This window comes from Streptomyces hygroscopicus, from assembly GCF_026168105.1.
In the GTDB taxonomy this organism is placed as follows: domain Bacteria; phylum Actinomycetota; class Actinomycetes; order Streptomycetales; family Streptomycetaceae; genus Streptomyces; species Streptomyces hygroscopicus_D.
Map to the genome: position 1 here is coordinate 1 of NZ_LBMW01000001.1, position 23361 is coordinate 23361.

Annotated in this window: 18 protein-coding genes and 4 pseudogenes; 12 read left to right on the forward strand and 10 right to left on the reverse strand. The window is 68.2% G+C overall.

The genetic code is table 11. The features are described from left to right. Nucleotides 1-538 precede the first annotated feature (538 nt). The 3 genes from AAW14_RS00005 to AAW14_RS00015 all read right to left on the reverse strand — a co-directional run bounded on the left by AAW14_RS00005 (nt 539) and on the right by AAW14_RS00015 (nt 2481). Nucleotides 539-1018 (reverse strand): hypothetical protein, encoded by a 480-nt coding sequence (locus tag AAW14_RS00005; protein ID WP_265558442.1) that lies wholly within the window; start codon nt 1016-1018, stop codon nt 539-541. After that, on the reverse strand, nt 1015-1674 hold the full coding sequence (locus tag AAW14_RS00010; protein WP_265558445.1) for a hypothetical protein: 660 nt from the start codon (nt 1672-1674) through the stop codon (nt 1015-1017). The genes AAW14_RS00005 and AAW14_RS00010 overlap by 4 nt, the downstream gene beginning before the upstream one ends. A gap of 507 nt (nt 1675-2181) precedes the next feature. Further along, nucleotides 2182-2481 (reverse strand): hypothetical protein, encoded by a 300-nt coding sequence (locus tag AAW14_RS00015; protein WP_265558447.1) that lies wholly within the window; start codon nt 2479-2481, stop codon nt 2182-2184. A gap of 136 nt (nt 2482-2617) precedes the next feature. Here AAW14_RS00015 and AAW14_RS00020 point away from each other — a divergent pair, with 136 nt between their 5' ends. Next, nucleotides 2618-3016, forward strand: coding sequence for a transposase family protein (locus AAW14_RS00020; protein WP_265558449.1), 399 nt, complete (start codon nt 2618-2620; stop codon nt 3014-3016). Here AAW14_RS00020 and AAW14_RS39630 read toward each other — a convergent pair. Continuing rightward, on the reverse strand, nt 2988-3239 hold the full coding sequence (locus AAW14_RS39630) for a hypothetical protein (RefSeq protein WP_416223220.1): 252 nt from the start codon (nt 3237-3239) through the stop codon (nt 2988-2990). The genes AAW14_RS00020 and AAW14_RS39630 overlap by 29 nt on opposite strands. Nucleotides 3240-3451: 212 nt before the next feature. Between AAW14_RS39630 and AAW14_RS00030 the strand changes: the two are divergent. Continuing rightward, nucleotides 3452-3685: pseudogene (locus AAW14_RS00030) on the forward strand (transposase); the annotation flags it as partial. Nucleotides 3686-3873: 188 nt separating this feature from the next. Here the strand turns inward: AAW14_RS00030 and AAW14_RS00035 are convergent. Next, nucleotides 3874-4554, reverse strand: coding sequence for a DUF5701 family protein (locus tag AAW14_RS00035; RefSeq protein WP_265558451.1), 681 nt, complete (start codon nt 4552-4554; stop codon nt 3874-3876). Between the two features lie 171 nt (nt 4555-4725). Here AAW14_RS00035 and AAW14_RS00040 point away from each other — a divergent pair. After that, nucleotides 4726-5232: pseudogene (locus tag AAW14_RS00040) on the forward strand (transposase); the annotation flags it as partial. Between the two features lie 72 nt (nt 5233-5304). On the opposite strand, the gene AAW14_RS00045 reads toward AAW14_RS00040, so the two are convergent. Both AAW14_RS00045 and AAW14_RS00050 read right to left on the reverse strand, forming a co-directional pair. After that, nucleotides 5305-6087, reverse strand: a complete 783-nt coding sequence (locus tag AAW14_RS00045) for a class I SAM-dependent methyltransferase (protein ID WP_265558453.1) — start codon at nt 6085-6087, stop codon at nt 5305-5307. Between the two features lie 47 nt (nt 6088-6134). Beyond that, nucleotides 6135-7248 (reverse strand): annotated as a pseudogene (locus AAW14_RS00050) (IS630 family transposase); the annotation flags it as partial. A gap of 136 nt (nt 7249-7384) precedes the next feature. On the opposite strand from AAW14_RS00050, the gene AAW14_RS00055 reads away from it, so the two are divergent. Beyond that, a complete protein-coding gene (locus AAW14_RS00055; protein ID WP_265558454.1) occupies nt 7385-7759 on the forward strand; it encodes a DUF2255 family protein in 375 nt (124 codons plus the stop codon). On the opposite strand, the gene AAW14_RS00060 is transcribed toward AAW14_RS00055, so the two are convergent. Then, entirely contained in the window at nt 7721-10384 is a 2664-nt protein-coding gene (locus AAW14_RS00060; protein WP_265558456.1) for an ATP-binding protein, read from the reverse strand. The two genes, AAW14_RS00055 and AAW14_RS00060, sit on opposite strands and share 39 nt — an antisense overlap. A 133-nt stretch (nt 10385-10517) precedes the next feature. On the opposite strand from AAW14_RS00060, the gene AAW14_RS00065 reads away from it, so the two are divergent. The 4 genes from AAW14_RS00065 (at nt 10518) to AAW14_RS00080 (ending at nt 13924) form a co-directional block, all read left to right on the forward strand. Beyond that, nucleotides 10518-11798 carry an MFS transporter gene (locus AAW14_RS00065; RefSeq protein ID WP_265558458.1) on the forward strand — a complete coding sequence of 427 codons (1281 nt, stop codon included), beginning with the start codon at nt 10518-10520 and terminating at the stop codon, nt 11796-11798. After that, nucleotides 11795-13138, forward strand: coding sequence for a carotenoid oxygenase family protein (locus AAW14_RS00070; protein WP_322740990.1), 1344 nt, complete (start codon nt 11795-11797; stop codon nt 13136-13138). Before AAW14_RS00065 ends, AAW14_RS00070 begins: the two co-directional genes overlap by 4 nt. Before the next feature lie 149 nt (nt 13139-13287). Beyond that, nucleotides 13288-13422 (forward strand): hypothetical protein, encoded by a 135-nt coding sequence (locus tag AAW14_RS00075; protein WP_265558461.1) that lies wholly within the window; start codon nt 13288-13290, stop codon nt 13420-13422. 64 nt (nt 13423-13486) lie between these two features. Beyond that, the gene (locus AAW14_RS00080; RefSeq protein WP_265558463.1) at nt 13487-13924 is read left to right on the forward strand and encodes an ester cyclase; all 438 of its coding nucleotides are present in this window, start codon (nt 13487-13489) and stop codon (nt 13922-13924) included. A gap of 987 nt (nt 13925-14911) precedes the next feature. Here AAW14_RS00080 and AAW14_RS00085 read toward each other — a convergent pair. Further along, nucleotides 14912-15439, reverse strand: a complete 528-nt coding sequence (locus AAW14_RS00085; protein ID WP_265558466.1) for a DinB family protein — start codon at nt 15437-15439, stop codon at nt 14912-14914. A 203-nt stretch (nt 15440-15642) separates the two neighbouring features. On the opposite strand from AAW14_RS00085, the gene AAW14_RS00090 reads away from it, so the two are divergent. From AAW14_RS00090 to AAW14_RS00110, 4 genes and pseudogenes are all read left to right on the forward strand, one after another. Then, nucleotides 15643-16728: a Gfo/Idh/MocA family protein gene (locus AAW14_RS00090; RefSeq protein WP_265558468.1), complete on the forward strand. Its 1086-nt coding sequence runs from the start codon at nt 15643-15645 to the stop codon at nt 16726-16728. Between the two features lie 858 nt (nt 16729-17586). Further along, nucleotides 17587-18357, forward strand: a complete 771-nt coding sequence (locus tag AAW14_RS00095; protein ID WP_265558470.1) for a hypothetical protein — start codon at nt 17587-17589, stop codon at nt 18355-18357. Between the two features lie 1121 nt (nt 18358-19478). Then, nucleotides 19479-19991: pseudogene (locus tag AAW14_RS00105) on the forward strand (transposase); the annotation flags it as partial. Nucleotides 19992-20056: 65 nt separating this feature from the next. After that, nucleotides 20057-20596 (forward strand): AAA family ATPase, encoded by a 540-nt coding sequence (locus AAW14_RS00110; protein WP_265558472.1) that lies wholly within the window; start codon nt 20057-20059, stop codon nt 20594-20596. Nucleotides 20597-20725: 129 nt separating this feature from the next. Here the strand turns inward: AAW14_RS00110 and AAW14_RS00115 are convergent, their stop codons facing one another. After that, entirely contained in the window at nt 20726-22684 is a 1959-nt protein-coding gene (locus AAW14_RS00115; protein ID WP_265558474.1) for a pentapeptide repeat-containing protein, read from the reverse strand. Nucleotides 22685-23361 lie beyond the last annotated feature (677 nt).

Here is a 23361-nt window from a genome sequence, read left to right on the forward strand (position 1 = left end):
CACCCCCCACCACCCCCACCTCGCCGCCCAACTCGACGCCCTCACGAACCCCGCCACGAAACCGGCAGCCCCCCACCTGAACCGGGATGCGGGATCGACCATGTGATCAGGCGGCTTCCTGTATCACGTAGCCGTGGACGACGTCGCGCCGTTCCGCGGGACGGGCTGTGCGACGGGTGAGCCGGCGGGTCATTCAGGGTGATGGCGGCCCACGTGATCAGGGAATCGCTCATCTCGGGCAGGCGTTCGTGGTCGCGGCAGTGCCGGCGACCGAGACGCCGCTATCGCCGACCTGCCCCTGCCGTGGAACTCGGGGGTCGTCGAAGGACACGTCCATCGCAATGGGACACTCAAAGCAACTCGCGCGCGGTGGGTCACTCGTGCGCCTCATTCGCGACACACGTGCGCCCAGCCCGGCCTGGCGCGGGCGCGCGACGTACACCCCAAGGGCCTGTGCCCGCCGCGCCGTGGGTACCCGCTCTGGCGATAGCCCACATTCGCAACGGAGTGACCCTCGCGCAGTTGGACGGTCACCCCGTCACGCGGGAGGCTGCGCTTGCGATGCCGCGCTAGTTGCACCCTTCGCGGCAGCCGCGACGGCCGCCATGTCCCCTGCATCGCTGCGCCGCAGGACGATGATCTTCAGGATGGCGATCAGGCTTGGCCCGCACAGCACCATTGCCAGCCACCACACGTCTTTCGCGACGTACACGCCAGCACCCAGCATGGCGACGCTCATGACCGCGCCCACGATGAGGCTGGTCATGCGGAGCTTGTATTGGCGGATCTCGCGCTCAGCGCGGGCCTCACGTTCGGCAGCCTGCTTCTGTGCCTCCAGCTGCTTAAGGCGGATCTGATGTTCGCGCTTCAGCTGGGGCTCAAGCGCCTCGAAGGCAACCTTGAGTTGTTCCGGTCCGCCCAGCGCAGCGCCCCACTTCATGGCGATTTCCAGGCCAGCAGAGATGACTGGGTCGTCGTCGCGGGGCAAGGGCATCGCGCTGCTGTTCTCCACGTTCACTGCTGCGCCCCTCCGCCACCGCTTCCCGCGGGTGTGTAGTCGAGTTCGGTTGGCTCAGGTGGGGGGCCGAGGCGCATGAACATCCTGGCCATGGTGTGTTCGATGGTTTCCTCGGCGGTGGGGGCCACTGCTTCGGCTTCCTCGGGCCCGAGTGGCTGGTCAAGCAGGCGGCCCTGCGCTGTTGAAAGCTGCTTGCCGGTTGAGCTCGCGCGCTGCCAAATCGCCACCGGAATCCCGGGGTTGTCGAAAAGCGCGGTGAGGTGTTCGACGTTGAGTCGCGGTCTGGTTTCGGATTCTGGATGTGGTCCGTCCAGCTTCGCGATGCGCTCAGTCAGCTCATCGAATGCCGCAATACGATCGCTTCCGCGTCTTCCGCTGAGCCTCTGTAGAGCCGCCGCCAGGTCGGGATTGTCCGCATCTTCGGCAGCCCCCTCGTTGGCCTGTAGAGCCCAACGGAAGCGGGTCTCAGCGCCTGATGACTCGCCATCGACCGTCATTCGCACAGCGCCAGGTGGCATCGGGCTTTCGCGGGTCAGATCACGCAAACGCCAAGTCTCGGTGAGCGCCTGCTGACGTTCTGCTTCTACCTCATCCGCCGAACTGGCTTCCTCAGCACTGGTTAACCGGGTGTCGAGCGCTTCAGCCACTTCGGTCATCTGTGGAATCCGGACGGGTACCTCGTCTCCAGCGTCGACGTACTCGTCCTGCTGTGGGAGCTCCGCAGACTTGTCACCGATCTCCTGCCTGACTTCGGCCTGCGCACCGGTGCGCTGCTTCCGACGCGACAGCCTTGGTACGAACCTGCGAATAGCCTCCACCCCCCTGCTGCCCAACTCACCCTATACAGAGGCAAGTTGCGGACGGGAGGATTCTGGTATCACGGAGCCATCCGCCTGAGACGCCCCCGTGAAGGGGCGCCCGGTCGCGAGTTGCTGTCCGCAGATAGAAGCGCTTCCGCGCTGTGAAGCGTGAGTGCCCCCTACTGTCGGCCGGGCATCTGCTCCCGTCCCGGCCGCACCGCCGCGCTGATGGACCTGTTCGCCCAACTCCCGGCCACGGTCCTCACCGACTGCTGGGCATCAGCCCCGAAACCGCGACTGCCTGGACGCAGGCCGGCGGGCAATGGGCTCGATACGCCGCTGACCTTCCCGACCGCCCCGGGTTCAGGGCAGGTGCTGGCGCACGGACGCCCAGCTTGCGAGTTGATCTTTGATCGGTCCGGGCGGCAGGCTGGGCAACAGCCGGTCGGCGTGAGCGGTGAGGTTCTTGTGACGGCGCAGGTCGCCGATCTGCTCGACCGGGAGGTCTCGCCAGCCTGCCGCGGCCGACTCCGCCCGGCGCGGCTCAAGCGAGAGCACAGCGAGGGTGTCGTTGGCCAGAGCTTCGGGGTTCCAGTCCGGGTCAGTATCGGTGCAGAGGTGTTCAATGACCCAGGTCCGAAGTGCGAATTCCTGGCTGCGCATACGGGCTTGCTCCCACACACCGTCGACGTGAAACCGACTGTTCGCCCAGGGACAGCTTGGCCCAGCGAAGATCGGGCATCGCGCGACTGTACAGACCGATAGACGTGGGACTGCGCAAACGTTCTGGGACTCGCTGGTGTTCGACGGGATCGTCGAGCGGACCGTCGAGGCGGTGACGGCCGTTTTCGGCACGGTCGACGTGGCGGCAAAAGGCCAGGCGGCCGGGGCCCTCTGTCCGGACTGCAGTGGCTTGTCGGACCCGGTACACGACTCCTACCAGCGCAGACTCAGAGATCTCCCGGTCGGTGAGTTCCGGGTCGTGATCCCGTTGACGGTCCGGCGGTTCGTCTGTGGCTCGGCGGACTGCCCGCGCCGGACGTTCGCCGAGCCGTTCGCGCAGTTCACAACCCCGTACGAGCTTTTCATCACGCGGCTCAACCATGTCCTGGAGCGCGTCGGGCTCGCGCTCGCCGAGCGGGGCCGGCGCCCGGCTGGCCGGTGGCTGGTCAACTTGGCCTGTGGTCAGGGCGGATGACATTGCTGCGCAGGGTCACGCCAGTGCCGGACCCACAGCCCAACTGAGCGAGGAAGAGCGCACGGCTTTGAAGAACGTCCTGGCACGCTGCCCGGAACCGGACACCGCCGCCGAACGCGTCCGAGACTTCGGCGAGATACACACCAACCGACTTGGCCAGCATCATCGCCGGGCGACAGAGCACCGAGTTGGTACCGCCCCGGCGCACGATCTGCTGCAGCATTTGCCCCTCCTGATCGCTCAGTCTGCGCACCCGCCGAGGCTCGGCCACCGCACCTCCGGCGGTTGGACGGACGTCACCCCCCCCCCATCCAACCGCTCCCATCGTCAACCGGCGAACCCATGCGGTCACAGCACCAGGGCCTGTACGGAGTCGTGATCAATGGTGCGATGGATCCGGCTCCGGCTCGCTCTGCGTACCGGTACAAAGCCTGGATGGCACGACGCGAACTCCGCGATCACGAGTGGGAGTTGATCGAACCGCTTCTGCCGATCGGGCGGTTCGGGCCCTACGCCTACCGGCTGCGCGAGCAGTTCGAGGGTGTGATCTGGCGGTTTCGCACCGGCAGTCAGTGGCGGGAGATCCCGCGTGAGTTCGGTGCTTGGCCGACGGTCCATGACCGGTTCCCCCAGTGGCGGAGCGCCGGGGTGTTCGCTGCGCCAATGGAAGCCCCGCTCACCCACGATGTCGAGCAGTACAAGGGCCGCAACACCGTCGAGCGAGCCATCAACAAAATCAAGGCGTGGCGCGGCCTGGCAACCCGCTACGACAAGACACCGGAGCTACCTGGCGGGGCTTCAGCTGCGCAGTCCGATCACCTGGCTCCGCAGCCTCCACCCGGCCTGACCACGACTCCTTACAGGTCCTGGACCCGGCGGCCCGTTGCCGAGGCGAAGCCCAGCCAGGTGTGGCGGTTGCCCCACCAACACCAGCCGACCTTCGGCGCATTGCGCCGCTCGCGCCCGTCCCGCCCCGTGCCGTTGCTGATCCAGATCGCCGGAGTACGGGCGTCCAGGGCGCCGTTCGCCTTGCGCAGCCGGGAACCGATGGTCATGAAGCAGCGGTTGCGCTCCAGGATCGCCGGCTGCTGGAGCACCCAGTGGATGCCCTCGGTGAGCAGCAGCGGGGTGCGGTCCCCTTTGGTAAGGGCGGGCAGCGCCTCTTCCGGGCTCCAGTTGGCCATGTGGTCGCCACGATCGAGACCGGTGACGAGGTAGAGGGGAGCCTCGGGCAGCGCGGCCGCTTCGAGCGGGGCAAAGTAGTCGACATCGGGCATGTCGGTGACAACGAAGCCCGGCTTGCCATCACGGCGGAGTAGCGGCGTGAGGGCGGAGGCAGGAGCCTGGTCTGGGTGAACAGCGAGCAGAGCACCATCGCTGGTCGCAGCAACCTCGGCGGCCCTCGCGAAGGCACGCAGCTCGGCGGCAGGCAGCCCGGCGATCTCATGCACCCCCAGCTCGATCAGACGCTCGGCCTGCACGCTCAAGTCCGGGAGTACCGGGGGAACGGTGGGGGTGACGGATATGGTTTCGGGCACGATGCTCCCTGGGATAGCGATGTGGACGGGCCCAGGCTGAACGAGGCGACCCGCCGGAACATTCCCGCCGCTGCCGTCTCCACCCTTCCCGTGATCACGACTCCGTACAGGCCCGAGTAGGACTCCGTTAGGTCTTCACGACGGGGCCTGTTCAGGGGCATGTTGGGTTGGGTGGACACGCATGAAGTGAACCGGGTTCGTGCGAAGTTGGCGTTGTACGTGGCTGATGTGTTCGCTTCGGTGTCGCGGAAGGACCAGCGGGCCAAGGGCGACTGCTACCTGCGGGGACTGATGCTGGACGGCCGCCGCAGGTCGATCCAGGCCATGGCCGCTCGGCTGCCGGACGGCAATGAATAGAACCTGCAGCAGTTCGTGAACCAGTCCACCTGGGATCCGGTGCCGGTGCAGCGGCGGATCTGCGAACGGATGCTGCCGCTGATCGACCCGACGGCCTGGGTCATCGACGATGCGTCGGTACCCAAGGACGGAAGAATGTCGGTCGCCGTGGCCCCGCAGTACTGCGGAGCCTTGGGCAAGCGCGCCAACTGCCAGGTCGCCGTCAGCGTCCACGCGGCCACCGACACCGCCTCCTGCCCGCTGCAGTGGCGGCTGTTCCTGCCCCAGGAATGGGACTCGGACACCGACCGCCGCACCATCACCCGCGTCCCGCGCGAAGTGCTGTGACCGGCAACGTTCACGGGTTTGCCATGGATGAACGGAAAGTTGGGCAGGGCGGAGCCGATGTCTGGGCTACTGCGCTGAGGGAGCGCGCTGTGCGGTGAGCACGGGCTGGTAGTACCCGCTGGAGGCCGGACTGTGCCAGGCGATTTTGGTGAAGCCGGCTTCAGTCACGAACTCTGTCAGCTGCGGGGGTGTCAGCGCCCAGTGGGTGGTCCGGCGGACTCGGACCTGCCAGGTGTTCTCCGCGGGGATGAGCTGGAAGTGCTCCAGGTCGTAGCGTTCGCCGTCTTCGTGCCAGTGCCACAGCTGGAAGGTGATCGCTTGGCCGTCGCGTGTTTGCGAGACCTGGGGAGGTGTCGACGTGGGTCTGGTCTGGCGCGTCTCGTTATAGGACCGGACGGTGATCACCAGCAGTCCGTCGTCTCGGAGTACCCGTCTCATGCCGAGGAGTGCCGTCCGGAGATCTTGCCCGGAGAGTAGGTGCGTGAGCGAGTTGTCCGCGCAGAGGACGACGTCGAATGACGTCTCTCTGAAAGGCAGTTGGCGCATGTCAGCCGCAGCGGCCGGAAGCCGGCTGCCACGGGCCGCCGCCTCGGCGGCGGCGCGCGCGGCGGCGACCGGACTCAGGTCGCTGCCGACGACTTGGTGCCCGGCCCGGGCCAGCCCGATGGCCTGGGTGCCGATCCCGCACGAGCAGTCCAGGACGGTGTGTGGTCCCGCGCCGAGAGATTGGCGGACGAGCCCGCCCAATACCTCGGCCTGGTAGGCCATGCTTGCGTCCCAGTCCCGGAACATCAGGTGGTAGTCGTGGGCCAAATCGTCGTAGAAATCCCGCACGGAGGGCTCAAGCATGTATCCCACCGTAGTGCGTGGTCGCCGGGGAGTGCGGACAGTTCAGGAGCGGCTGCCTGACTTCGGCCGCCCCAGCGGATGCCCTTCTCGCTGCGGATACGGGCACATTCGCGGCGTTGGGCGGCCAGCACGTCGGGGTGGCGGGCGTTCGCGTTGCGCCAGCGGAGGTAGGCGTGAAGGGCTCGGGTCTGCGCGGTGTGGTTGCGATGGTTGGAGTTAGCGATGGTGAACTGCCGCAGCGGTCCGAAGTGAGCCTCGATCGGGTCGGCCCAGGACGCATAGGTCGGGGTGAAGCACAGCTCGACCCGGTTCTTCTTTGCCCAGCGCCGGAGGGTCTCGCCCTTGTGGGCGGACAGATTGTCCAGGATGACGTAGATCGGGGCGCCGTCCGGCCGGGCCGCCCGGATTGGCCTCAGCGCAGTCAGGGTGTTCGCGGCCCCTTTCTTGCGCCGGTTGCCGCCCCAGAGCGTGTCGTCGCCCACCGAGTAGCAACCGTGAAAGTAGCGCACCCCGTGAGTACGGTGATAGGTCGCGGGATGCCGCTCGGGCCGACCCTGTTCGGCCCAGCACGATCCGGCGGTGGGCCTGAGCCGAGCGGGCCGAACTCGTCGAACGCGAACACACGGTCCGGGAAGTGCTCCAGCACGTGCTCGATCCGGTCGAGCTTGGCGTCGCGCTCGGGGTCGGGGGATTCCTTCCAGGTCTTGGTGCGCTGGAAGGTGACGCCGCGTCGGGCGACAGGCACCGTAACGCCTCGCGGCCGATCCGGATCACACGGCCGTGTACGCGGCACAGGTAGGCGGCGAGTTTGCGGAGGGACCAGCGGGCGAAGGGCTGCCCGAGATTGGTCGGGCGGGTGGTGGCCGTCTGGACGACGAAGTCCTCCTCGTCAGGACCGAGCAGGCGGGGACGGCCTCCCGCCCACCGAGGGTCCAAGCAGGCCAGACCTATCTCGTTGAACCGGTGGATCACATCCCGGACCATGTCCTCATCGGCCTGCACCAACTTCGCGGTCACCGGCACCCGGTTCCCGCCAGCCGAGGCCAGCAACATCATCGCGCGCCGGTAACGCACCGCACGGGTGCTGCCCCGGCGCACGATCTGCTGCAGTTTCTGCTGCTCCTGGTCAGTCAACCTGCGCACACGGACAGGCTCAGCCACCACACCCCCAGCGGTAAGATCGGACGTCACCGCGCATCCCACCGCTCGGACACCCAACCCGGCGAACCTACGTGGTCAGAGCACTAGGTGAAGACCACCGACGCGTACGTAGTGCCGCCACGGTGAAAGTTGGTCCATGAGCACTTACATGGATCGCCCGGAGATCGTTTTGTGGGTACGGCATGCGGACGGCCGGTGGTCGCCCAGGACGGTCTGGGTGGTGGTGCTCAGCGGGGAGGCTTATGTCCGCTCGGCTTTCGGCCGGCGCAGTGCCTGGTACCGCCGGGTCCTACGGCATGTGGACACGGAGGTGGAGGTGGCCGGGGTCCGGCTGTCCGTCACCCTCCGACCGGTGGATGACCCCGAAATCGTCCAGCGCGTCTCCGGTGCCTACCGGGCCAAGTACGGGTTGAGCTGGCCCGGCCCCGTGGAGTCGATGAACCGGCCCGAGTCCGCGGCCACCACCATGCGGCTAACGAATGTCGGGCAGGTCTCGCAGTTGTCTGCGTGAGGTGAGCCCGAGCTTGCGGAAGATGTTGCGCAGGTGCGCGTCGACCGTCCGTGGGCTGAGGAACAACTTCGCCGCCACCTCCTTGGAGGTGGCGCCGTCGGCGACCAGGCGTGCGATGTGCACCTCCTGCATTGTCAGCTGGTCCGATGCCTTCGACGTGCGGCTGCGGGCCTGCTCGCCCGTGGCGCGCAACTCGCCGGCGGCCCGCTCGGCGAACGCCTCCACGCCGAGGTCGGACAGCGACTCGTGCGCCAGCCGCAGCGCGGACCGGGCGTCACGCCTTCGGCCCTGGCGGCGCAGCCACTCCCCGTACAGCAGATGTGCCCGGGCGCGGTAGACGACCAGTGCGCCGTCGTCGAGCAGACCGATCGCCTCTTGGTAGGCGGACTCGTCCTCGGTCACCAGGGCCCGCGCATAGGCCTCGACTCCAAGACCCCACGCGTGGCCGCCTGCCTGGGTGCGCTCTTGGAGGGACGCGAGGGCCGCAGCAGCGGCCTCGGTCTCGCCGCACCGCATGGCCGCCTCGACGAGCTCGGGCAGGGCAAGGCCCGCCGTGCCAACGGGGCCGCACTCGACCGCTTGCTTCGCCGCATTCAGCGCGGCCGGGTAGTCGGCCAGGCCGTTGCTGAGCACGGCCGTCGCCCACTGCACGCTGAGGCTCATCCGGTGGTCCACCGACGCGAACAGTTCGACGGCCTCCTTGCGCCGTCCGCGCAGCGCGGCCAGGTGGAGGCGCGGATAGACCAACGGCGCCGCGCCGGTGGCGTCGGCGATCGCCTCCTCCTCGGAGATGAGCTCCACCGCGGCACCGAAGTCGCCGGTGTGCGCGGTCACGGCGGCCTGCATGGCCAGTCCGATGGGCAGCGCGTGGAAGGAGCCCGACTCCCGGCCGGCCGTGACGGCACGGGTGGCGATGCCGTACATGGCCTCGATGTTCCACAGCTCGTTGGCCACCATGAAGCCCAGTGACGGCCGCCTGGCCCACACCTCCTCGTCGGCGTCGGCGACGACCGGCCTGAGGATCTCCCCCGCCGCCCGGTGCCCGTCGCTGACCAGGTTGATCAGGCCGGTCAACACCACCGCCGCGCCGGATTCCGACTCGCCCGACGGCGGGACTTTCCTGACGGCCTCCACCACGTGGTCGAGGCCGCCGAGCAGAAGGCCCATCTCGATGGCGTCCAGATAGCACTCCCGTGACCAGGCGGGGTCGGTGGCCGCCAGCCGGGCGGCGGCACGCAGGAGGTACTTCGTGGGGCCTTCGTCCCCCCGGCGGCGGACGAACGACAGCCTGCCGCGGAGCAGGTCGGCCCTGGCGGCCTGGCTCGGATCGTCGGTTCGGACGGTGGTGAGCAGTTCGGCCGCGGTGTCGAACTCGCCCACCGAGAGCTTGGCCTGGACCGCGGCGAGGACCCGCTCGGTGCGTTGGACAGGGCCGATGGTGAGCGCGGCCGAGCGTTCGAGGAAGGCCGCCGCCGCCGCGACACCGCCACGTTCGCGGGCGCGGGTGGCGGAGGCTTCGAGCTCGGCGGCGACCTGCTCGTCCGGGCCGGCACTGGCCTGGGCGCGGTGCCAGGCCCGCCGGTCGGGGTCGGCGACCGGGTCGGTCGCGGCGGCCAGCGCCTCGTGCGCCCTGCGCCGCTCCTCCGGTGCCGCGGCGTGGTAGGTGGCCGAGCGGGCGAGGGGGTGGCTGAACCGGATCCGGGTGCCGAACTCGACCAGCGGGGCGCACTCCGCGACGGCAGCCGCGTCGACGCCCAGGAGTTCGGCCGCACGCCACAGCAGGCCCGGGTCACCGATCGGGTCGGCTGCGGCGACGGTCACCAGCAGCCGGGCCGCCGGGGGCAGGAGCTCCAGCCGGGACCGGAAGCTCTGCTCGATCACGCCAGGTACCGAGTCGGGCTGGGCGAAACCGCCCGCCATTCCGGCGAGTCCGGCGGTCCTGGGAAGCTCCACCAGCGCGAGGGGATTGCCGCGCGCCTCGGCCAGGATGCGGTCGCGCACCCGCTCGTCCAGCGGAGCGCGGATCGCCGCGGCCAGCAGCGCGCGGGCATCCGATTCGCCAAGACCCTGAAGCGAACGGCCGGGCAGCTCGTCCAGCTCGGGCAGGCGGCTCGGATCGCGCGCCGCGAACACGAGGGCGATCGACTCGGCCGAGATCCGGCGGGCCAGGAAGGCCAGCGCCTTGGCCGACGCCCGGTCCAGCCATTGTGCGTCGTCGACGACGCACAGGAGCGGGCGTTCCCGCACGGTCTCCACCAGAAGGCCCAGTGACGCGACGCCGACCAGGAACGGATCGGGTGTGCCGGTGTCGAGGCCGAAGGCGATCTCCAGCGCCTTGCGGTGCCGCGCAGGCAGCGCCATCAGCCGGTCGGTGACGGGCGCGAGCAACTGGTGCAGCGCGGCGAACGGCAGCTCCGTCTCGAACTCCGCGCCGGACGCCCGCATGACGAGGAATCCGGTCTCGGCCTCGTCCAGGTGCCGCAGCAGCGCGCTCTTGCCGATGCCTGGCTCACCACGCAGGACCAGGGCGCCGCCCCGGCTCTCCCGCGCCGCTTCGAGTAGGGCGTCGAGCTGCCGTATCTCGTCATGACGACCGATCAGCTCATCGGTGTGGGTCTCCGGCATGTCCGAAAACCTATGCGGTTGTGCGCCGCAAGGGAATCCAGAACGGACAGTGCCCCAGAAGCCGCCCCGGCGGGAGTCGTATAGGCAACGATTACCGACGCGAGCGGCGGGCGCGCGCTGCGAGTGTCGAGCCATGACCCGCACCGCAAGGCAACCGACCGCCACCGGCTGGATACCGCTGGCGGTTCTGGCCACTGCCCAGTTCCTGGTTGTGCTGAGCACTTCGATCGTGAACGTCGCCCTGCCCCAGATCCGGGCCGGGCTCGATCTGTCGGACGCGGGCCAGGCGTGGACGGTCAACGCCTACGTACTGGTCTTCGGCGCGCTGTTGCTGCCGGGCGGGCGCGCAGGCGACGTATACGGCCTTCGCCGCGTGTTTCTGCTCGGCGTCGGCCTGTTCGCACTCTCCTCCCTGGGTGCGGCACTGGCGCCCACGGCGATCGTGCTGATCGCTTGCAGGGCAGTGCAGGGAATCGGCGCCGCGCTGCTGGCGCCCACGGCGCTGGCCCTCGTGCTGACGATCTATCCCGACAGGGAGCGGCGTGGCACCGCGCTCGGAGTGTGGGGCGCGGTCTCCGGTGCCGGCGGGGCGGCGGGCGTGCTGCTGAGCGGGCTGCTCACCAGCCTGTACGGCTGGCGTGCGGTGTTCGTCGTGATGACGCCCCTCGCCCTGGCCGTCCTGGTGGCCACCCGGCTGCTGGTCGGGGCCGACCGGCCGCGTGGCGGAAGCCTGGACGCGCCGGGCGCAGTGACGGTGACGGCGGGGCTGGTCGCACTCACCTACGGCCTGTCAGGCCCTTGGCCGCTCGCTGTGATCGGTCTGGCGCTGCTCGGCCTGTTCGTGGTGCTCCAGCGCCGCGCCGCCGACCCGCTGCTGCCGACGCGCATGAGCGTGGTGGCGGTGCCCAACGTGCTGATGGCCCTGCTGGGCGCGGTCTGGCTCGGCCTGTTCTACTTCCTGCCCCTCTACCAGCAACGCACCCTTGGCTACTCGCCCTTGGAGGCCGGGCTGACCCAGCTTCCCCTCGCCCTCATGATCACCCTCTCGTCGTGGGCCACCGGCAAAGTCTCCGGACGCCATGTGCTCCCCGTGGGCCTGCTGGTCCTCGCGGCCGGACTGGCCTGGCTGTCCCGAACCCCGGCCGACGGCACCTTCCCTGTGGACCTGCTCGGCCCGACGCTCCTCATCGGCATCGGGCTGGGGGTGGCCTTCGTCCGGCTCACCGCGATGTCCTCCACGGGCGTCCCGGCTGCCGACAACGGCCTGGCCGGCGGGCTGGTCAACGCCACCCGGCAGATCGGCGGAGCCATCGGCCTGTCGTTCCTGACCCTTCTCCCCTCCTCCGGCGCGGCCTTCCTGGCCTGCGCCGCCCTGACCGTGCTCATCTCGGCTCTCTCAACGCGAAAGGCATGACCATGACCCTGAACAAGCCGTACATCAGCGGCCACTTCACCCCCGTCACCGACGAGATCACCGGCCGCGAGCTGAAAGTGCGCGGCACCCTCCCGCCCGAGCTGAACGGCCGCTACTTCCGCAACGGTCACAACCCCAAGCCGGGCATCACCCCCACCCACTGGTTCCGCGGCGAGGGCATGATCCACGGCGTCCGCCTCACGGGCGGCCGGGCCGAGTGGTACCGCAACCGCTGGGTGCGCACCCCCTTCCTGGACGGCGTGCCGTTCACCGGAACCGAGCTCGAAGTCAGCGCCGCCGCCACCAACATCATCTTCCACGGAGGCCGCTATCTGGCCCTGCAGGAGGCCAACCTGCCCTGGGAGGTCAGCGCCGACCTCGACACGATCGGCGTCTACGACTTCGGCGGCAAGCTCACCAGCGCGATGACCGCCCACCCCAAGGAGGACCCGGAGACCGGCGAGCTGCACTTCTTCAGCTACAGCCCCTTCCCGCCGTACCTGACCTACTACGTGGCCGACGCCTCCGGCAATATCGTCAAGTCGGAGGTCATCGACGGCTCCGGCCCGTCGCTCATGCACGACTTCGCCATCACTCGCGAGCACGTCGTCTTCATCAACTCGCCGGTGATCTTCGACCACGCCGAGCAGTCCGGCATCCCCTACCGCTGGCACGACGACGTCCCGCTGCGCATCGGCGTGATGCCGCGCGCCGGGGGCAGGACCACGTGGTTCGAGGTGGCCGACCAGGCGGCGCTGTTGCACGTCACCAACGCGTACACCGACGCGCAGGGCCGGATCGTCCTCGAAGCACCGTGCTTCGACCGTTCCGCCTGGGAGAGCTCGTGGAAGTGGTGGGTCGGCGCTCCCGGCTACGGCACCAGCCCCGCCACCGGCTCGACCTTCTACCGGTGGATCATGGACCCGGCCACGGGCAAGGTCACCACTGAGTCTCTCAATGACCTGGTCACCGAGTTCCCGTCGATCAACGACGCCCACGCCGGTTCGGCCTACCGCTACAGCTACGCCATCGCCTTCCCCGGCGCGGGCCTGTCGGGCTACCACACCGTCAAGTTCGACACGCGGACCGGCCAGGAGAAGCTGCTCGCGCACGGCGAGGGCCGGATGCCCGGCGAGGCCGTCTTCGCGCCCGCCGAGGGCGGGACCGCCGAGGACGACGGCTACCTGCTCACCATCGTCAGTGACCTCACGGCCGACGCCTCGGAGCTGCTCGTCCTGGACGCGAGCGACCTGAGCACCGTGGCCGCAGTCGAACTCCCCCGCAGGGTGCCCGCCGGTATCCACGGCCACTGGATCCCCGATTCCGAACTGCCTGCCTGACCCACCCCGGCCGCCCGGGCCGCCGCTGACTCCCCCGCAACAGCGGCGCGGGCTCCAACGCCACCGCAGCAGCCCTCGTCCTCTGGCTCCGCACCTCTCAGGTGTGTGGGTGGCTGACCACACACATTTTTCAACACTCTGGAGTCCCGATGAAGTTCCTGTTCGAGAACGACGCGTTCTCCTTCGAGGCGCTGCGCCTTCGACTGGACCGACACGGTCCTCACCCGCTGCGCCGATGGGCGCAACTGAAGCCGCAGCCAGTCGCGGCACCCCACGGCTTGTGACGAACGGCAAAGACCGCGCGCCGCATGTCCTGCAAGAAACCCATCACTACGAAGGAGAACTGCCATGTCGGCTTCCGCCAACGCCCTGCTCGCCGAGCCGTGGAAGGACCTGTGGAACAACGACCTGTCCCAGACCGAGAAGATCATCGCCCCTGACTTCGTCGCGCACGCCGCCCCCATCACCGGGTCTGGCGACGACACCGTGCACGGCCGTGAGGGCCTGAACGGCTGGGTGGCCGGCATCCACACCATCCTGCGCGACCTCAGCTTCGAGATCACGGTCGGCCCGATCGCCACTGACGACTACCTGGTGGTCCGCTGGGCGGCCGAAGGCACCTACGCCGGAGGCTTCCCGGGAGCGTCCGACGACGCCGTGGGCAACCGCGTCCACTTCACCGGCACCGACACCCTGCTGATCAAGAACGGCATGCTCGCCGAGTACTGGGCCAACGCCGACAGCCTGCTGTTCGTGCAGCAGCTCGGTGTCCGCGAACTGTCCTGAACGGCGCGCAGCCGGTTCCACAACGGGTCGGCCCGGCAGACTGCTGATGGCCCTGCCGCGTGAGTTGACGTCCGCCGCGCAGATGAAAGAGGCATTGCTCGGTCTGGGACTGCAGACCGTACTCACTGCGGGCAGGAGCAGGGCCTGAAGCTCACCTTCCCGCCTGCCTATGAGGCCGGGGGCAAGGTCCTCGCCTCCCGCATCGCTGTCGCAATTTGAGTCACAGCCGAGCGTCCGGGGTCACCTCCGCGTCATCGACGGCGCTTACGGGCTCCCGCGGAACTGGTTTGGAGCCGAGGTCCCGCCCCCGTCACCTCGCTGCCTTCGTCCCGACCATGCTCCGCCCGCTGCCACACCCGGTGTGGTCTGCCGGATGCAGTGGCGGCAGAGGCGTTGTGGTGGGAACAGCACATTGGGGAGGTGCTGCGCGGGGTTCCGCCGCAGGCAGCACCGGGCACGATGCCGAAGCCGGAGTACGACCGGGCGGTGGTGTCGCTGACCCGCCGTGAGCAGGCCAAGGCAGCGGAATTGACTGCTGCTGGGGCGGCCTGTGACAGCGAGCGCGATCGCCGGCGCCGCCGCCGCTGTGAGGCCCGCGAAGTGGTCGGGATGGCCGACAACCGAGCCACCAGGCCGGTCACCGCGCACGGCTGGGTGGACCCGCCGGTGATGGAGGCGATGCGGAAGGCGATCGCTGAAGCCGCGCAGGATTTCTCACGGACGGCGACCTACCTGTTCCGGCGGACCGGCCGGATCCTGGAGGCGGATCACGGGCGGGGTGCGGTGGAGTTGCCGTCGCAGCGCAGTCTCTACCTGCTGCTGGAGAAGCTGTCAGCGGGAAAGCACACCACCGGATCGGCCCGCACCCGCCGATCTCTGGCCGACCGGCCCGAGGGGCCGTTCGGCGAAAGGAACGCGTGGCCAGGCCGCCTTCGGCTGAGAGGGAGTCGGATGCTTGCGCGGTCCTTCCGACCGCGCAAGCACGTTTCACGCGCCGGTAGTTCCGTCGATCTGCTCGCGGATGAGGTCGGCATGACCGTTGTGACGCGCGTACTCCTCGATCATGTGCACCATGATCCAGCGCAGGGAGACTCCCTGATCGCCGATGTGGCCAGCTTCCTGTTCGGACAGTCGGCCGGAGTCGTCCAGCGATCCGTCGGCGATCAGCTCACGGCCTCGGGCGACCTCCGCTTGCCAAGCAGCCATCGCCTCGTCGAGCCCTCGTTCCGGCTGAAGGGCAAACCCGTCGAGGTTGCTCTCCCCGAAGACCGGAGGCGCATCCTGACCTGCGAATACACGCTGGAACCAGTTGCGCTCCACCTCAGCCAAGTGCTGAACGAGACCGAGCAGCGTCATCGACGAGGGTGACACCACAACAAGCCGTAATTGCTCATCTTTGAGGCCCGAACACTTCAGGGCGAGAGTCGCACGGTGAAAGTCCAGCCACGCTTCCAGCGTGGCGCGCTCGTCAGCGTGCGCGGGCGGGATTGGCCGTCCATCTGGTGTCGTATTCATGAGCAAACCCTGGCAGCAGCAGCCGTGGCTCACGACCGTCTTCGCTGGCGACGAACACGCGTCTCACCCATCTCCCAGGCGAACCACTGACATCGAAACTCACTGACATTGATCTTGCTGAACCACGGGAGGTGACTCCCGGAACCACCTCCGTGTCGGTGTCGTAGGTCTGAGCGCGAGCGGCGGGTGGGCGGCCACCCCATGTGCCCGCGCTGGCCGGGCTCGACGGATACGAGTTGCGGGCGCTGAGCGCGAGTACCGCCGAGTCGGCGCGTGCGGCCGGCGAGAGGTATGCGGTGCCGCTGGCCTTCGCCAGTGCAGAGGAGCTGGCCCGCAGCGAGGAAGTCGACCTCGTGGTGGTGACGGTGAAGGTTCCGCACCACCTGAAGCTCATCCGACCCGCGCTGGAAACGGGGAAGGCGGTGTTCAGCGAGTGGCCGCTCGGTGCCGACCTCGCGCAGGCCGAGCAACTGGCCGACCTCGCGCATCGCAGGGGCGTGCTCACGGCTGTCGGTCTGCAGGCCCGGTCGGCTCCGCCGCTTCGGCATCTGCGGGACTTGGTCACCGACGGCTACGTGGGGCGGGTGCTGTCGACCAGCATGCTCGGGTCAGGCTGGATCGGTGGCGCCACTTACGACGACAGCCATGCGTACATTCTGGACGTCACGAGCGGCGCCACGCTGCTGTCGATCCCCTTCGGGCACTCGGTCGACGCGCTGACCATGGTGCTCGGGGAGTTCCGCGAGGTGTCGACTCTCATCGAGAACCTGCGCCCGGAGGTCGTCCACGTCACGAGCGGGGCGGTCGCGGCCAAGAGCGCAGAGGACCAGATCGCCGTCACTGGTGTGCTGGAGTCGGGGGCCGTGGCCGCGGTGCACTTCCGCGGTGGGACGTCCCGCGCCACCGCGTTTCATTGGGAGATCAACGGCACGGAGGGTGATCTCGTCGTCAAGGCCGACCAGGCTCTGTGGTTCCAGGGGCGGCTGCGGCTGTACGGCGCCCGGGGAGAAGACGGCGCCTTGGCCGAACTTCCGGTTCCCGCCCACTATCAGCGCTCGCTGACGCAATGGACCGAGCGATCCGCCGAGCCCGCCTGCAACGTCGCCCACGAGTACGCGCTCCTGCGCGACCAGATCACCGGGAGCCTTGCGCCGGACAGGGACGGCGTTCCCGACTTCCGGCACGCGGTCCGGCGGCACGGGATGCTGGGAAACATCGGGGAGGCAGCGCGGACCGGCCGGAAGGTCACTCGCAGAGCAAGGCTCGTAGGAGCGTGCCCCACATGGTGAGGCGGCGGAGGCGTTTGTAACAGCAGAGGGCGGCCGCCAATCCGAGAAAAGTCAGGTAGTTGCCCGGGTGACGCTCATAGCGGTGGTTGAGTCTGGGTACCCGCTCGGGTGTTGAGTGGTTGGGTCAGATGGCTCCTCGTCGCCTGCGGCGTCATCCTCACTTTCTGGCTGGGCGTACTGCTCGGCCGTTGGCTACCAATCGGAGTTCCCGAGAACGAAGCCCGGGCCATGCTCGTCGCGTACCAGGTTCGCTCGAGCTGGTCGAGGGCGCGGAGCGCGTCCTCCAAGGCAGCCACCAGCGCCGACCAATCACCTCCGATTACCGGAAATGGCACACGCAGCACTGACAGCCACACGTTACTCCGCCGTAGTTCCGGGCGTGATGGACGGCGAGCCCCGCGGGTTGTCGGAGTTCGCCCGTGGGTTCGTGGTGAACATGCTGATCCGCCGCGGCCATCGTCGATGACCCAGATACCGGCTCCGGGACTGGTGGGCTCGTATGTCGAGATGTCGCGTATTCCTCGTTGAGGTCGGTCCTGGTGTCACCGTGTGTGGTCGCCGGGGGCGTATCGGCTGCCACGCAACCAGAACATCGCCGCCCAGCGCGCCCGTGATGCACAGCGAAAGACCGGGGAAAGTACATGTCCGCAAGGACAACGTCCGCCCTGGTGCGCCGATGACCGCGCCGCCGGGGAACGCGCAGGCAGCCCATGAGACTGCTGCGGTTGAGTGACAAGGAGTACGGCTCCACAAGGAGGTTCACGATGTCGCGAGATGATTTCTCTTAGCTTCTTCTGAGATTCGCATGTGTCGCCCAGCAGGTGGACGCCTGCGTCCGCCGCCCATGGAGGTCATCGGATGAACCTTCGTCCCTGGGTTGCAGCGCCACTGGCGGGTGCGGCCATCGCCCTCGTGTCTCCGTCGGCCGCCGCCGCTGCGCAGGCGTCTGCACCGCACGCTTCCGGCTCCCTGTGGTTTCATGAAGGGCACCGGCACCACGGGCACCACAATCCCTGGCGTGACTGCTACAGCCACCGCCGTGTCGTGCTCATCGACAAGAACCTGAGGGCGATTCTGACTGATGGCCAACGTGGGCCGGAGGCTCTCGTCCTCCAAGGGCAGCCGGGAACTTCGTCCTCGTCGCCGGCGGCGCCGTGGGGCAACTTTACTGTCTCGACGTATCTGGACGTGAATTATCCCACCCAGACCTCCAGCCAGTATGAGTTTGCGATTCGTGATTTCTTCAGGGTGCACCCGCTCTTCGTGGTGAAGGCCTTCGACCGCCACGAGCGAGCCTTTCCCTTCCCGGCCGCCCACTGCATCAACGACCAGGACGACGGTGACCGCCGGGACCGTACTCGTCCGCATGGCGGTCCACCTGCTGACGGGAGTGGCTCGTCCGGCTCCCCGTTGCCCCAGAAAGGGGACCACCATCAAAACGGCCAGGGTGAGCAGGGGAACCCCGCGCCCGGGGGCACCATTCCCGCTGTTCCACGTGATACTGCGGCCGCTGGCTGCAGCACCGGCCTTCTGAGCGCGAAGCACATCGTGATCGCGGCCAGCGGTTTGCTGATGATTCTAGGAACGCTGGCTACGGCCTGGCTTCGCCGACGCAGTTCTGCCGCGTGACACTGGGTCGGAAGAGGAACCGGCAGCACCCTTGGTCCCTGACATCACGTCGCATCAGGGACCGGATGTGCTGGCACCCCAGCCGTACCAATTGACGAACGGCCGACCCCGGTGTGGAGATCGAGGCAAGAGCCGAGACGGTCTTCTTCCCTCGGCAGCACCTGCGGTTCGACCGCCACCGGCAAATGCGCACCACCGCTGCTACCGGTCGCCTGAGATCTCCCGGCGGGACTGGTCAGAAGGGACTGCTGCTTCCGGCGGAGGCCGACGTGTCCGAGGGACTGGGTGTGGCCGAGGGGCTCGGGCGGGGGTCGTGAGGGCAGAGCCAATCAGGGTTTTTGAATCCGAAGCTCAGGCCCCACTCCCAGTCGCAGCCGCCCCAGTAGGGTCTCACCCAGCCGCAGTAGGGGCCGCCGTAGCTGTAACAGGGGGGCACTGATTCGTGCGCGCCCGGAATCGTGAAGGGTGGCTGAGGCGATTCGGCGTTGCTCCGCGAGGTGCCGGTGGCGCTGACCATGCGGACCTGCGTGGCATGGGAACTCTGGGGCATCAAGTCCGTGAAGAAGGGGAGCAGGCCGATGGCTGGGGCGGAAGCCGCCACCGTTGCAGCAGCGAGAGCGCAACGGATCAGGCGCATGACTGTTCCTCTCGGCTTTGTGGTCTGTGGCAGGTGCGGACGAACTCTGTGCACGGGCGACCCCGCTGTGCGCGCTGGAGCTGAACGTATGGTGTGGGGACCCCCGACAACCAGCGAACCGCCAGCCAGGTGGCCTTGCACCGGTTTTTTCACTCGAAAAGTCTCGCCTCGATCCACTGTCATGTGACACCGACGGCATTCTTCGCACGATTCCAACTCGGGTCCCCACCGCACCGGCGCCGTCTGGCGCAAGTCGCCGCACAGCGCCGACGAAGGCCAGTGCGCGGAGATCACCCACCTGCCCGGCGGCGGCATCGCCGTCCCGGACTTTATGAACCTCCACCTGCCCGCCGGCGCCATTCCGCGGCAGAGTGGCAGGGCCTGCTGGTCACGTCCGCTTGCTCCTCCTATGTCAAGCGGCTGCTGCGAGGTGGACCCGCTGCTCGGTAAGGCCCGGTAAACGCATCAGAGAGCCTGCGCTTGAGGGCGTCCCAGCCGGCTGCCGGCCACCTGCCACCGCACGCACGGGGTGCGCTACTTCCACGGCTGCTACTCGGTCGGCGACGACACCCTGTGGGGCGTCAACCGGCGCAAGAAGGGCGCCGGGAACACGCTGGCCGCGCTGAAATCGATCCGCGCCGCCCGCCCGGACGGCGCACCGATCTACGTGATCCTGGACAACCTGTCCGCCCACAAGGGCGCCGACATCCGCCGCTGGGCGAAGAAGGACAAGGTCGAGTGGTGCTTCACCCCGACCTACGCCTCGTGGGCCAATCCGATCGAGGCGCACTTCGGGCCGCTGAGGCAGTTCACCATCGCCAACTCCAACCACCCGAACCACACGGTCCAGACCCGAGCCCTTCACGCCTACCTCCGCTGGCGCAACGCGAACGCCCGCCACCCCGACGTGCTGGCCGCCCAACGCCGCGAATGTGCCCGCGTCCGCAGCGAGACAGGCATCCGCTGGGGCGGACGCCCTCTCAAAGCCGCAGCATGACCGCAACCCCGCGAACCTGCGCGGTCACAGCACTGTCCCGGGGTGGTCATGTCTACGCTGGCGGCGTGACATTGGTGTGGGTGACGGGCAATTCAGGGACTGGTAAGTCCACGGTCTGCGGGGTGTTGCGAGCGCGTGGCTACGTTGCGCTCGACGCCGACGAGGACGGCTTCAGTTGCTGGATCGACCGAGCCAAGGGCGAGGTTGTGGTGGATCCTCCGCATCCGGTTCCTGGGGGCTGGCTCGACCGATACGGGTGGGCGATCGTCCGTGAGCGCGTTGAGACTCTCGTCGAGGAGTCTCGTTTCCGAGTCGCGTTCTTGTGCGGGTCGGCGGAGAACGAGGCAGACGTCCGCGATCTTTTCGACCTCATCGTGTGCCTGGTGATCGACGAGGACACCCTCCGCCACCGGCTCGCGACCCGCACTACGAACGCATTCGGTCAACATCCCGAAGAACTGGCAGCGGCCCTGAAGTGGAATCCTCGGATGCGAGCGATCTACGAAAGCCGTGGCGCGACGATCATCGATGCATCCAAGCCGGTGATCGAGGTGGTGGACAGCGTGATCGACGCATTCCATGGGCTGACAGAGGACACCCGATAACTCGGATCACGTCTGCGCACCGCGTGGTCGCTCAGCGGCAGTCCGAGCGCCACCTCCGCCGACCCGGCGAACCTATGTGGCCAGAGCACTAGCGACGTACACGGAAACTGCCAGCGTTGCTTGGGGTGGTCAGCGTTTGATGCGGCCGCGTACGGCGAGGGCTGCGAGGGCGAGGAGGGTGGGTTCGAGCAGGCGGGAGGTCATCTCGATGTAGATGCCGGCGGTAGTGAGGTCCTGGCCGCTGGAGCGGAAGACGACGGAGTTGACGGCGACGCGAGTGGCTTTCTCCGCGCGGGCCCCGGTGATGCGCTTTGTCCATCCACCGTGCAGGACTGGGTCGGGGGTGGTGGTGTTGAGACTGATCTTGCTGCCGTGAAGGGTTCCGATGGTGGCGGGGTCGGGGTCGTGGATGGGCAGGCCAAAGCCCATGAGCAGCAGGACGGTGAGGGACATGGCGGCCAACAGCCAGCCCGCCGCGCGGGAGGCGCGCAGACCGTAGCCGGACAGCAGCCAGTACCCCCACAGCAAGCGCCGTTCGCTCTTGGGGGTGATCAGGTCGTGGCGACGCATCTCGCACTCGCCGTAGTAGAAGTCGGCGGCGCCGGGTTCGTTCTTGCCGTCCTCCAAGGCTTTGCGCAGCTGCCGGTAGAGGGCGGCGATGTCCACGGGATCGGGAGTGAGACCGGGGTCGGGGTGGTGGGGTCCGCAACGCCACTGACGAGGCGAGGGGGCCAGACCGGCGGGTAGCGCGGGCTGGCCGACTGTCCGGGCACGCCAGTGGTGTTCCTCGGCAACGGTTCGCCGGTGGGTCCAGTGCACCGGCCAAAGCCCGCGGCGTTGCCAGCCGGTGGGGGCGACAGCGAAGGCGGTGCGGCCTTCCAGGCGGATCTGGTCCAGGTGGAAGGCTCCGGAGAACAGGCAGTCGGTCAGATCGGTATCGGTCAGGACCAGGTGCGAGGCATCCACGCCCTGCACGGAGGTGACCCGCACGGTGTCCGCGCCTGTTATCAGATCCTCGCCCACGGGCCCGGCGAAGGGGCTGGTGAAGGGGCTGGTGTGGGCGATGACCGCTACGGGGGCGGAGAGGACCGCGTGGCTGAGGTTGACGGCCGCGTACCGAAGACGCACGGTTGCCGTCGATTCCCACCGCGTCCGCTCACACACCACCTCTCGCGCCGCAATCTCTACCGTCACTGGCACGGCGAACACCGTCCGGGACAGGTTGAAGCGCCCTGCGCATACCAGGGGGCCCAACACCGGCGTGCCCTCGAACCGCACTCCGTCGAACTGGGCGTCGTGGGCGAACTGCGTCCCATTGAAGTGGGCGTCGCCGGCGAAATGGGCCTTGCCGAACCGGGCAAGCCCGGTGAACTTCGTCCCGATGAAGAGGGCGTCGCTGCAGAACTTGGTGTTGCTGAACCGGGCTGTGCGGTCGAACTGCACCCGGTCGAACTGGGCGTCGCCGACGAACTGCGCCGCCATGAACCAGGCCTCGCTGGAGAAGCACGTCACGGCGAAGTGGGCATCGCGGGAGAAGTGGGCCTTGACGAACCGGGCGTCGTCGGTGAACTCGGCCCCGAAGAACCGGGCGTCGTCGTCGAACTGTGCCTCGACGAACCGGGCGCCGCCGGAGAAGCGCGCTCCGCTGAACGTTGCGTCGCCGGAGAACCGCGCCTTGTCGAAACCGGCGAGGCCGGAGAACTGCACCCGGGAGAACCAGGCGGTGCCGGAGAACTGCGCTCCCCTGAATGAGGCGGCGCCGGAGAACTGCGCCCCATCGAATCGGGAGGCGCCGGAGAACTGCGCCCCATCGAATCGAGCGCTCTTGAAACGGGCGGTGTGGGTGGTGGGGTCACGGAGGGCGTCGAGGAGGGCGTCGAGGAGTGCTTGGGTGAAGGGGGTGCCGCGATGGTCGATGTCTGTGCCGGGCGTCAGGCTGATCAGGTAAGCGTTGAGGTCGGTGTCGGTGAGGTGGGCGAGGCATGCGGTGCGGCCGGAGACTCGGATGCCGCGGCAGCCGACCGGGTCGGTGGCCGGGGCTGCATCAAGCCCGCAGTGCGGCCAGGACGGTGATACGGGTGTGCTCACGTAGCGACTCCGCGGGTATGTCTGTCGGTCCAACAGAGACAGAGGGCTGCGAACTGGGACCACGTCAGTCCCTGCCCGGCGGAAGACGCTGTACGTCGTGGAGGGGGTTTCCGTCGGCTTCCCTCGGTGGTGATCGACCTGGTACGCGGCCCAGGCAGCTGCGGCCTGGCAAATGGACCGGAAAGGCATGCCGGTGCGGGCGGCGGCGATCGTCAGCTCCTGTTCGGTCAGTCGTCAGCCCCGCTCCACCCGTGCCTCGGCACGGATCCGTGGCCCGTCGACGCGCCTCACGTGCCAGAAGCATTCACTGCGCCTTTGGCCTGCATGAAGGCTTTTACAACCCCAGATGAGGAGGGACATCGTTGACGCACTCCCGTAGTTCGGGGTGGGAGCCAGGGATCGGGCTCCCGAGTTCGGGGGCGACGGACAGCGCGGTCAGAGCGCGGGCCCCAGTCGGCCAATCCCTCGGGCATTGCGCTTGCTCCTAGAAAGAGACGTCGAAATAGTCCTTTTCAGACGAACAACATGCGGGCCCGATGCCGCCCGCGGCGGCGTAGCGGGTGTATGCGGATGGCCGGGCTCGGCCGCCCGTCACGCGCGTGAGCTGCGCTGTTGGGGGCAGGGAGAGGGCAGTTGACGGTGCATACGTAAACTCGGAATCGACCAGTCGTCTTGCA